This window comes from Sediminibacterium sp. GW821-FHT12F12 (genome assembly GCF_058806635.1).
In genome coordinates, this window is sequence record NZ_JBXAPW010000021.1 from 22,813 (window position 1) to 34,345 (window position 11,533).

An 11,533-nucleotide genomic window follows, 5' to 3' on the forward strand; every position below is an offset into this window, starting at 1 on the left:
TAAACAATTTATTGTGTTAAGGGGGAGGCGAAGCTTATTTCTACATGGGCATGTACATCTATCATCTCTTTTCCGCTGTCCCTGATCCGCTGTAAAATACTGCGCAGTGTTCCTTCCAGGGCTACAATCCGTTTTTCGGCATGCTGGATGTTCTCTTCAGACATGTATGGCATATTGATCTTACGATGATGGTAGTCAATCTTGACATGAAAAATATCCGTTAAAATCTGTTCTGCATCTTTTACAGGAAAGCGGCCGCTGATTAATTCCAGTTCCATACGTTGTTTTTAAGTTGTTAATTGATAAATAAGCTATCTGGTACCGGTTTTATTGTCCCTGTGCAACTGTATAACCCGCCACTCCATCAAATGTGTAGAGATTTTCGGTTTTGATGATATCCAGTCCTTTACCATGCACCGCCTGCAGCGTATCCAGTACCGCCGCATAATCCAGGGTTTCGCCGGCAGCGGGTTTAAAGCGGCAGCGCCAATGGTCGGTACAGAAGGTTTCCGGAAAACCATCGGGCCATACTTTGGTGCCCCGGTTGGTGATCATCGATAATTGTAACTGCCCTTTTACCGCCTCCTGCAGTTCGGCAGCCAGCAGGTTGGCATCCCGTTCGCGGAACTGGAGAAAGATATCTACTCCCACCAGTTCTTTTTTAGCAGGCGCTTTGGGGGTATAGCTGATCTTGAATTGCGCCGCTTCACGGGTAAAAGCAACCGGTTGTAAGGTGGAGGGTTTTTGACCCAGTCTTTCAATCACTGCATCCGCAAACTCACTTGTGCCGGTTTTGACCTTCGATACCCCTTCTTTATAGATATCCGCCGTATGTACCCCATCTTCCAGTGTTTTCAGCCACGCGTTCTGAACGGTTTCGGCCACATCCTGCTGGCCAATATGCACCAGCATCTGGATAGCACCCAGCAGGAGTCCGGATGGATTGGCCTGGTTCATCCCCGCCAGCCGCGGTGCCGAACCATGAATGGCTTCGAACATAGCAAACCCTTCCCCGATATTGGCACTACCCGCCAAACCCACCGAACCGGTGATCTGTGCCGCCACATCGCTGAGAATATCTCCATACAGGTTCGGCATCACGATCACATCAAAATTCTCCGGCGTATCGGCCAGCTTGGCTGCACCGATATCCACGATCCAGTGCTCTTTTTCGATATCCGGATATTCCTGTCCCACTTCTTCAAACACTTTGTGAAAAAGACCATCCGTCATTTTCATGATATTATCCTTGGTAAAACAGGTTACTTTTTTCCGGTTATAGGCTTTGGCATATTCAAAAGCGTAACGGATAATTTTTTCTGTACCCGGACGTGAGATCAACTTCAGACACTGCACCACTTCATCCGTTTGCTGATGTTCAATGCCGGCATACAGATCTTCTTCGTTTTCCCGGATGATTACCACATCCATTTTCGGATGTTTGGTTTTTACAAACGGATGGTAAGACACACAGGGACGGATATTGGCAAACAGGCCCAGTACTTTCCGGGTGGTTACATTCAGGCTTTTAAAACCACCGCCCTGCGGTGTTGTAATAGGTGCTTTCAGGAATACCCTGGTACGGCGAAGCGATTCCCAGGCTTCGGGCTGGATACCGGCCGAAATACCCTGCAGGTATACTTTTTCCCCGATCTCTATTTCTTCAATGTTCAGTTGCGCACCGGCAGCTTCTATAATCCGGAGGGTGGCATCCATGATCTCCGGGCCAATACCATCACCTCTGGCAATGGTAACGGCGGTTGTCTGATTTGTTTTCATGCTGCAAAAATGCAGGGCTTCATCTATATTCTTTTATTTATATTTACTATCTAAATCATAAACATTTCTTATGAATTATACCCTGCACCAGTTACGTGTATTTTCGGTGATCGCTGAAAAGCTGAGTATTACCAAAGCTGCAGAAGAACTGAATATGACACAACCGGCAGCTTCCATCCAGCTAAAAAAACTGCAGGACCAGTTTGACATTCCTTTAACAGAAACCATCGGGCGCAAGATCTATATCACCGACTTTGGAATGGAGTTATACCGCATTGCCCAGCGGGTATTGGCAGAGATAGAAACCATACACTACCATTCGCAGAATTACAAAGGGGTGTTGTCTGGCAAACTGCGCATCTCCGTAGTATCTACCGGCAAATATGTGATGCCTTATTTTCTGCGTGATTTTTTGAAAGAGAACCCGGGGATCGACCTGGAAATGGATGTGGCCAATAAACGGAAAGTGATCGGCAGCCTTGAACAGAACGAAGTGGATTTTTCACTGGTATCTGTGATACCCACCCATCTGGCTATTCATGAAGAGATCCTGATGCAGAACAAACTGTATTTATTCGGACCGGGCAAAGACAATCTTGCCATAAAAGGAAAAAAGGATTCGAGGCTGTTTAAAGAACTGCCATTGATCTTCCGGGAGGAAGGATCGGGCACGCGTTTTGCCATGCAGCAGTATTTTCACCAGGCACATATCCGGCCCAAGATCAGTCTCTCCCTCACTTCTACCGAAGCGGTAAAACAGGCGGTGGTGGCCGGACTGGGTTATTCCGTTTTATCCATCCTGAGCCTGAAAAACGAACTGAAACAGAAAGAAGTAAAAGTGATTCCCGTAAAAGGATTCCCGCTTCACTCGCAATGGCGGATGATCTGGCTGCAGAAAAAACAACTTTCTGCAGTGGCTCATGCCTATCTGCAATACCTGCAAAAGCACAAAACAGCCATCATCAGGGAGCATTTTTCCTGGACGGGTGCTTATTGAGAAATCTTACATCTTACTCATATCATGTCCGGCCATGGCGTCGGTTCCTCTTTTGAAAATGTATTCGCTGTTAATGAGGTAAGCTCCTGAAATCACCACCACATCGCCGGAATGTAAACCGGCTTTGATCTCGATCCTGTCGTCTGTTTCTACACCGGTCTCTACCATCATGGGTTTAAAGGTTTTTTTCCGGGTTTGCACCCATACCCTCGCTCCATTACCATCTCTGATCACGGCATCCATCGGTAGTGTCAATGTTTTGTGCGGGGCACTCTTCAACACCACATAAGCAGACATACCCGGTTGTAACCGCTGACCGTTATTGGGTATCGCCACCCGTATCAGGTTAATGCGTGTATCAGGATTGATCTCAGGATTCACAAAACTGATCGTGCCTTTGATCTCCAGTCCATCAAAATCCGGTAACTGTACCGTAGCCATACTGTTCCTGTCTATCGAAGCCATCTGCGAAGTATATACCTGTGCCTCGGCCCAGAGACTCGAAAGATCCGCCAGTTTTATGAGTGAGCTTCCCTCCATCACATAATCTCCCTCCCGTATATCAAGACTGGTGATGGTGCCCGATGCCGGACTGTAAAAAGTAGTACGCGGACTGGCTTTTCCCGCACGCGTCAGTTCCTGGATCTGTTTTTCAGACATACCCCATAACAGTAATTTGTTACGGGCACTCTGCAGCAGCTGATCAAAGTTCATCACGGTTTCGTTGGCAAATACCTTTTTGCGCTCAATGGCCAGCAGGTATTCCTGTTTGGCATTATTCAGTTCTTCGCTGTAGAGTTCGTACAGCGGTGCTCCACGTGGTACCTGATCGCCCACATTTTTATAGAACAGTTTTTCTACCCTGCCCATGATTCTCGCACTTACTGAACTGGTTTTTAACTGATCAAAATTCAGTGTAGCTGTCAGCACCAGTTTATCCCCAATGGTACCGTTGCGGATGGTATCGGCGTGGATATTACCCAACTGCACCTGCTGTTCACTCAGCTCAATCTCATCCGGAACACCGTTCATTTTTTTCACGGGCGTGAGTTCCATTTTACAGATCGGGCACTTGCCGGGTTTGTGCTCTTTTACCTGTGGGTCCATCGAACAGGTATAATAGATATCCGGGTCAGCTGCCGCAGTGGTGGTTTTGTTTTTGCAACCCACAGCCACCAGTATTACCAGCAGGCAGAATAATAACTTTTGCATACTCAGTTTTTTATTTTGATAAAGCTTTCGCTATCCATTAAATATTGTGCGTTGGCGGCTACAGAATCGCGGTCTGTTAATCCGCTCAGGACCTGTATATGTTCGTTGTGTATGATACCGGTACTGATCTTATGTGCTTTAAATCCACCTTTTACTTTTTCAAATACCACCCGGTCCAGCCCCAACGAAAGCACCGCTTCCTTCGGCAACCAATACACCTGACGGGTATTGCTGTAGATGGTGGCCGTTACCTGGCTGCCCACCGGAATTTTTCTGTCGGCATTATTGAAATACACCCGTGCCGACAATGTTTTGCTGCCTTTGCGGAAAAAAGGTTCCAGGTAATCTACCGATGCGCTCAAACTTTTACCTGGTTGCGTTTCCGGAACAAGGGTAACGGATGAGCCGGTTTTTACCAATCCCTGATTTTCTCCATAAATATTCAACAATGCCCATACACGTGACGGATCATATACCGTAAACATGGATTTTCCTTTCTGCACATACATGCCTTCTTTCAAAGACAGTTCTTCTGTAAGCAGGGAAATGTCTTTCATGGCGCCGGGTTCGGGAGTCATATTACCTGCATTACCCGCTTCATGTATATGACCACCGTATTGGCTATACACGGCGACAGTAAGGGTGGCCTGCCCTTTTTGTATCACCTGCTCCAGTTGTTTGGGATCCATTCCCAGCAACAGCAGTTTTTCTTTTGCTGCTTCGATAAAGTTTTTATTGGAGGGATCGTTCTTGAGGAGGAACAGAAGATTTTGCTGGGCAGTTAACAACTCCGGACTATATATATCCATGATCCGCTCGCCCTTCCTGATTTTCTGAAAGCGGTAACGCACATATAGTTTTTCAATGCGGCCGCTTACACGGGATGAGATGGTGCCTACCATCCTCGTATCATAGGCAATGGTGCCCAGTGCTTTTATTTCGATCTGCTCCTGCCGTTGCTGTATAACTGTTACAGGTACAGAGGATACCACAAATTCGTTGGTGGGTTTTAACAATGCATCCAGTTCTACCACTTCCTGTTTACTGCCTTCTGCTTCTTTTTTAACGAGGTTCATGCCGCAGATCGGGCAGGAACCGGGTTTATCGGATTTTACATCCGGGTGCATGGGACAGGTATATACATCTCCTGTATGTTCGTGTTCATGGGCAGTTGTTACTGTTTCCGTTTTTACCAATGCCATGCCACATTTCGGACAAACACCCGGTTTATCACTGAACACAGAATCCTGGGGCATGGGGCAGGTGTATAGTTTGGCAGCGTCCTGCATTGCATGTCCTGCATGGGTATCGTTGTTGCTTTTACAGGCAACAAAACCCACCGTTACAAATAATAAAATATATAAACAGATTCGCTTCATATTGTTGGTTTCTTATGTCAATTGATATTGTAACATCATTCCATCATCTTCGTGTTCCAGATTATGGCAGTGAAATACAAACCTGCCTGTAACGGCACCAAAGGGAACGATAATGTGAACCACTTCGCCCGGCATGACCAATACTGTGTCTTTCCATCCCTTTTCTGAAGGCAGTAAACCACTTCTTCCACCTGTGCGTTTCAATACCTGGAAAAAAACACCGTGCAGGTGCATAGGGTGTGGTTCATCTCCTTTACTATTATCAAATACCCATACTTCCTGCGTATTTCTGGCAACCGATATGTCAATCCTGTTACCATCATAGAGGTTACCATTGATGCGATGCCGCATGCGCATACCATTGTTCATCGGTACACCATGGTGTTCCATCGCATTGGAAATTTCGAACACCCGGGTAGGTATGGCAGCCGATGCCTGTAAGTCGGGTATTGCAGACAACACAGCCGGAACAGTAAAGACATCTGCAGCAGGTGTAACCACTTTAAACTGCATGATCTGAAACGCCTGTTTCCCCTGTGCGTCTCCCGCGTTACTGAATTCTTTACTGATCAGGTTAACGGTGGTGCCCACAGTTGCATTTTTGAAATTCACCAGCACATCCAATCGCTCGCCGGGTGCCAGCAGTATCTCTTTTACAGGAGCGGGCGTTTTTAATAACCCACCATCATTACCAATGATCACGAGATCATCATTATTACTCAGTGCCAGATTATATATTCTTGCATTGGAACCATTCAGGATACGTAAGCGGTAATAACGGGTAGCTACTTCTGCAAAAGGCGCATGTACCCCGTTTACCAAAACAGTTTCTCCCATATAACCTGCCATTACTTCTTCCATAGAGGGTTCATAAGGAATACCGTTGGTGGTAATGCGTTTATCCTGCAGTACCAAGGGTAATTCATATGAACCCGATGGCAGATTCAAAGCGGCTTCTTCTGCATCATTGATGATAAAGACCCCTGCCAGTCCCTGGAACACCTGTTTCCCCGTCATACCATGCGGATGCGGATGGTACCAACTCATACCTGCCCGCTGGTTAATGGTGAACTGGTAAGCAAAGTTGCCCCCGGGATTGGCCAGTTGATCCGGATGACCATCCATCAGGGGCGGAACAATCAATCCATGCCAGTGAATATTGGTATGTTCTGCCAGGCGGTTCTGTAATTGAATAGACAGCGTATCACCCTTGTTTACCCGGAAAGTAGGGCCCAGCATACGGTTGGGCTGATAACCCAATACAGGGATCGTATTCCCTTTTACATTGGCCGTGGTTACCTGTGCAGCAAGGGTTGCGTTTGTTCCGGCCTGTGCGAGGTAAACGAGCGGCTGGCTAAATGCTGCTTCTGTTACTGGTACCGGTTTGGTTTGCAAACCCATACGATAGTCTTTTTTACAGCCCGCCAGAAAAGCCGTGGCCGCTCCGCCCGTAAACAAGGCACCGGAACCCAATGAAACTAATTGTATAAAATATCTTCTTTGCATGGAATGAATTATTTATCGCTTTTCCAGGATACGATCCAGTGTTACCTGCAGTTTAAGTACCTGGTTCAGTAATTCTGTATATTCCAGTTCTTTCATGTACAAAGATTCCCAGGCATCAAAGAGCATGAACAGTTCTTCGGTATTCTGCTCGTATGCCAGTTGTATGGTTTTGAAATTATTTCTGAGTGCGGGCATGATCTTTTCCTCGTACAATGCCAGCTGCTCTTTACGGGTATCTAATTCATTCCGCATGCCATAGGCCATACCACTGTATTCGTTCACCATCATTTCTTTTTGTGCCTGCAGTGCATTGGCTTTCCATTTCAGACTTTCGATATTGGCCTTGTTCATTTTGGACGACCATTTTGCCATCGGGATCTTAACCATGCCCATCAGGGTGTATTGCATGGGCTGACCACCAAAACCGATCATATTATCGAAACGAACACCAAACTGCGGGCGCAGGCTCTGTTTTTCTGTTTCCTGTTTTAAGTAGGAGAGGTTAATGTCTTTATCGATCGCTTTCAGATCACTTCGCTGGTTGTAAAAAAGGCTGCTGTCGAATACCAGGGTATGATAATCAGCCAGGCGTACAGTGGTATCCACATCAAACGCAACCATGGCGCTTCGCCCCATCAGTGCATTGATCCGGATACGTTTTTCGCGGATATCGCTTTCGTACATCAGTCGCATATTCTGAATGGTTCCGATGGCTGCTTTTGCCTTGTAATAGGCGTTGATCTTTTCAAGCCCGTTTTTATAACGGATCTCTGCATTCTTGATGATGAAATTCAGCAGTTTTTCATTCTGCGTAAGAATGGTGATCTTCTTTTTCAGTACCACCCATTCATAATAAAATTGTTTGGCATCATTCACGAGTTCGTTCAGGGTTGCATTTTTCTTTTCTTTCTCAACAGAAGACATGGCTTTCATATACCGTTCGTCTGCATCCAGTTTTCTTTTATTCGAGATCATCTGCTCACCCGAAAGCATCACGAATCCCATGCCCGGTATATCACCGTCTCTGTGCCATAAACGTGCGTCGTACGGTGTCATGAACTGGCCAAAGCCCAGCTGCGGTGCCATCCAGCTTCTGGCGCCTTTGGCAGCTTCGTCCATAGCACGGATCTCATGGTCGTACATTTTTACAACCGGGTGCGAAGCCGTGATGCTGTCTATAACAGCATCCAGCTTCATCGTTTGTGCCTGGCCGCTTACAGCAACCAGCAACGCAAACGCTACGAGTGTGGATTTATTCTGTAACATCGATCAATTCAATTTTACCTTTTCGTTTTAATTCTCTTTCTTTTATCATTTCAAAGATCACGGGTGTGATCAGCAATACATAAATGGTAGAGCTGATGGTACCGCCGATCAGGGGTATCGTAATGGGTCGCATGATATCGCTGCCCACACCGGTGGCCCAGAGAATGGGGATCAGTCCGAACAGACCTACCGATACCGTCATCAGTTTGGGTCGTAATCTTTTGGCAGAACCCTCAATTACAAATTCGCGGATGATCGCCGGTGTGAGGGTTGCACGGTCGTTTCCATGTTTGGCTACCATATTCTGCATGGCTTCATTCAGATAGATCGTCATCAGCATGGCTGTTTCTATGGCCATCCCAAAGAGGGCAATAAAACCAACTGCCACCGCCACCGATAAATTCACACCATAGTAATACACCATGAACACACCACCGATCAATGCAAAGGGAACGGTGATCATGGTAACCAATGCTTCTTTAAACGAGCGGTACGTAGCATACAATACCAAGAAGATGATCAGGATCACGATGGGCATGATCAGGGTAAGTGTTCTGTTGGCGCGGATCTGGTTCTCCCACTGTCCGCTCCATTCCAGAAAATATCCCTTGGGCAATTTGATCATCAGCTGATCCAGTTTTTTCTGTGCTTCGGTAACGGTGCTGCCCAGATCTCTTTCTCGTACATTGAATAATACGGTTCCACGCAGTAATGCATTCTCAGAATTGATCATCGGCGGGCCATCACTGAAACCGATCTGCGCCACGGCTTCCAGCGGCACCGGACCAAAACTCATGGTCTGTACCGGCAAGCGTTTTAATGCCTGCAGGTTATTCCGGAAATCCTGCCCGTAGCGGGCATTCACCGAAAAGCGTTGCCTGCCTTCGATGGTAGTGGTCAGTTTCATACCACCCAATGCACTTTCTACTACGGTATTCACATCATCCACACTCAACCCATAACGGCCGATTTCTTCGCGCTTCACGGTTACATCAATGTATTTACCACCGGTAATGGGTTCTACATAGAGGTCTTTGATGCCGTCTATTCCTTCCAGTTGTTTTTTGATGGTTTGTGCAAAAGCGTAAATGCTGTCCAGTTGCTGTCCATATACTTTCAGTCCCACATCTGTGCGGATACCGGTAGACAACATATTGATGCGGTTAATGATGGGTTGTGTCCATCCATTGGTTACACCCGGAATCTGCATTTTGGCATTCAGCTCATTGATGATATCATCTTTGGTTAATCCTTTCCGCCATTCCTGTTTGGGTTTCAGCAGAATAATGGTTTCGATCATACTCACCGGTGAATTATCCGTAGCCGTATTGGCCCGGCCCGCTTTACCGAGCACATGCGATACTTCGGGAACGGTACTGATCAGTTTATCCTGCACCTGCAATAGGCGCTTGGCTTCTGCGTTAGATACATCGGGTAAGGTTACCGGCATGAAGAGCAGTGAGCCTTCATCGAGCGGCGGCATAAATTCAGACCCCATGCGGGTCATCATCACCACACCTACTGTCAATGCTACCAGGTTTACGAACAACAGGGTTTTGCGCCAGCGCAAACACCAGGCAAGAATAGGCGTATAGATCTTCTCAAGCGTTCGCGTAATCGGATTGGCCGATTCGGGTTTCAGGTTTCCTTTCAGTAAAAAGGAAATCAGTACCGGCGTTAGGGTGATGGCGAGAAAAGCATCTACCAGCAGGATAAAGGTTTTTGTCCATGCCAGCGGATGAAACAGTTTTCCCTCCATCCCCGTTAACAGGAATACCGGAAGAAAAGAGGCGATCACGATGATCGTTGAATAGAATACACCCGGGCCCACCTGTTTGGAAGATCTGGCAATGATAGCCATCCTTTCTTCAGGTGTGAGCGGGTCTTTATTTCGTTTGAACCAGTTTGTCATGCGTTTAATTATTAGTTGACTGCCTTTTTGCTGCCTGCGCTTCGCTGATATGCCGGTAAGCGTTTTCCACCATTACAATCCCATCATCTACCACCACCCCGATTGCGAGTGCAATACCGGTGAGCGACATGATATTGGAACTGATACCGAATGCCTGCAACAGGATAAAACCCACTGCCACAGAAATCGGTAATTGTATCAGGATGATAAGGGCGCTGCGCCAATGAAACAGGAAAATGATGACGATCAGTGATACGGCGATCATTTCTTCGATCAGGGTTCCTTTCACCGATTCCACGGCTTCTTCTATCAGCGTGCTTCTGTCGTAAGAGGTTTTAAAACTTACTCCTTCCGGCAATCCTTTCTCTACTTCCTTCATTTTAGCCTTCACCGCTTTGATCACTTTGTCGGCATTCTCGTTGTAACGCATCACTACAATGCCACCTACCACTTCGCCTTTCCCATCCATATCAAAAATGCCCAGGCGCAGATCGCCGCCCATTTGTACCGAGCCGATATCGCGCACCCTTACCGGTATCCCATTGTAATTACCCAGCGCTATGTTCTCTATATCTTCTTTGTTTTTTATATAACCGAGACCGCGGATGATATAGGCCATATCGGCCAATTCAAACTTGCGGCCACCCACATCGTTGTTATTGGCTTTTACTTTGTTCATCACATCCATCAGGGAGATATTGTAGTACTGGAGCTTTACCGGATCGATCACCAGTTGATACTGTTTTTCAAATCCGCCGAAAGAAGCTACTTCTGCCACACCCGGTACCGTTTGCAGGGCAAACTTTACATACCAGTCCTGCAAAGCCCGCTGTTCGCCCAGATCCATCTTGGGCGCATCCAGGTGATACCAGTAGATATGACCTACGCCCGTACCATCCGGACCCAGCGAGGGCGTTACACCCTGCGGCAGCAAACGCTGCGCAAAATTCAGGCGTTCCATTACCCTTGTGCGGGCCCAGTAGATGTCTACATTGTCTTCGAAGATCACATACACGAAACTCATCCCGAACATGGAAGAGCCCCGTATGTTCTTGATTTTCGGTATGCCCTGCAGGTTACTTACCAGCGGGTAAGTAACCTGGTCTTCGATCACCTGCGGACTGCGGCCCATCCACTCAGTAAAAACGATCACCTGGTTTTCGCTGAGGTCGGGAATAGCATCGATAGGATTCTGTCTGACGGAATAGATGCCCCAGCCAAACATACCCGCTGCTGCCAGCAGTACGATGAGCCTGTTGCGAAGGGCCAGTCCGATTAATTGTTGAACCATGACGGTAATTTTCCGGTTATTGTAAATACAAGCTTTAACTGTTGTGTTATTGAGAGCTCACCCTAATGATCGGGATTTCTTGTCGCTCAAGGTCCCGCCGATGGCGGGAGCCCCGTCCGCCTAAGAAGCTGTTTAAAATTCGCTTTATTGATAGTTATTCGACATTAATATGTGTAAAAGTGGATAAAAAA

The 11,533-nt window shown here is 46.9% G+C and carries 9 protein-coding genes; 1 reads left to right on the plus strand and 8 read right to left on the minus strand.

The window, feature by feature from the left end; all coding sequences use genetic code 11:
• Positions 1 to 8: 8 nt before the first annotated feature.
• Together AC1RNB_RS18210 and AC1RNB_RS18215 are read right to left on the minus strand one after the other, a co-directional pair.
• The gene (locus AC1RNB_RS18210) at positions 9 to 278 is read right to left on the minus strand and encodes a hypothetical protein (RefSeq protein ID WP_493085136.1); all 270 of its coding nucleotides are present in this window, start codon (positions 276 to 278) and stop codon (positions 9 to 11) included.
• A 49-nt stretch (positions 279 to 327) separates the two neighbouring features.
• Entirely contained in the window at positions 328 to 1,779 is a 1,452-nt protein-coding gene (locus AC1RNB_RS18215) for an NADP-dependent isocitrate dehydrogenase (protein WP_493085138.1), read from the minus strand.
• 70 nt (positions 1,780 to 1,849) lie between these two features.
• On the opposite strand from AC1RNB_RS18215, the gene AC1RNB_RS18220 reads away from it, so the two are divergent.
• Positions 1,850 to 2,776, plus strand: a complete 927-nt coding sequence (locus AC1RNB_RS18220) for a LysR family transcriptional regulator (protein ID WP_493085140.1) — start codon at positions 1,850 to 1,852, stop codon at positions 2,774 to 2,776.
• Between the two features lie 6 nt (positions 2,777 to 2,782).
• Here the strand turns inward: AC1RNB_RS18220 and AC1RNB_RS18225 are convergent, their stop codons facing one another.
• The 6 genes from AC1RNB_RS18225 to AC1RNB_RS18250 are packed head-to-tail and all read right to left on the minus strand — an operon-like array spanning position 2,783 to position 11,342.
• On the minus strand, positions 2,783 to 3,988 hold the full coding sequence (locus AC1RNB_RS18225) for an efflux RND transporter periplasmic adaptor subunit (RefSeq protein WP_493085142.1): 1,206 nt from the start codon (positions 3,986 to 3,988) through the stop codon (positions 2,783 to 2,785).
• Between the two features lie 2 nt (positions 3,989 to 3,990).
• Complete coding sequence (locus tag AC1RNB_RS18230; RefSeq protein ID WP_493085143.1) at positions 3,991 to 5,367, minus strand: heavy metal-binding domain-containing protein; 1,377 nt, start codon at positions 5,365 to 5,367, stop codon at positions 3,991 to 3,993.
• 12 nt (positions 5,368 to 5,379) lie between these two features.
• The gene (locus AC1RNB_RS18235) at positions 5,380 to 6,873 is read right to left on the minus strand and encodes a multicopper oxidase family protein (RefSeq protein ID WP_493085145.1); all 1,494 of its coding nucleotides are present in this window, start codon (positions 6,871 to 6,873) and stop codon (positions 5,380 to 5,382) included.
• Between the two features lie 12 nt (positions 6,874 to 6,885).
• Positions 6,886 to 8,139 carry a TolC family protein gene (locus AC1RNB_RS18240; RefSeq protein ID WP_493085147.1) on the minus strand — a complete coding sequence of 418 codons (1,254 nt, stop codon included), beginning with the start codon at positions 8,137 to 8,139 and terminating at the stop codon, positions 6,886 to 6,888.
• Complete coding sequence (locus AC1RNB_RS18245; RefSeq protein ID WP_493085149.1) at positions 8,126 to 10,051, minus strand: efflux RND transporter permease subunit; 1,926 nt, start codon at positions 10,049 to 10,051, stop codon at positions 8,126 to 8,128. Before AC1RNB_RS18245 ends, AC1RNB_RS18240 begins: the two co-directional genes overlap by 14 nt.
• A 4-nt stretch (positions 10,052 to 10,055) precedes the next feature.
• Positions 10,056 to 11,342: an efflux RND transporter permease subunit gene (locus AC1RNB_RS18250; RefSeq protein ID WP_493085151.1), complete on the minus strand. Its 1,287-nt coding sequence runs from the start codon at positions 11,340 to 11,342 to the stop codon at positions 10,056 to 10,058.
• Positions 11,343 to 11,533: the final 191 nt, after the last annotated feature.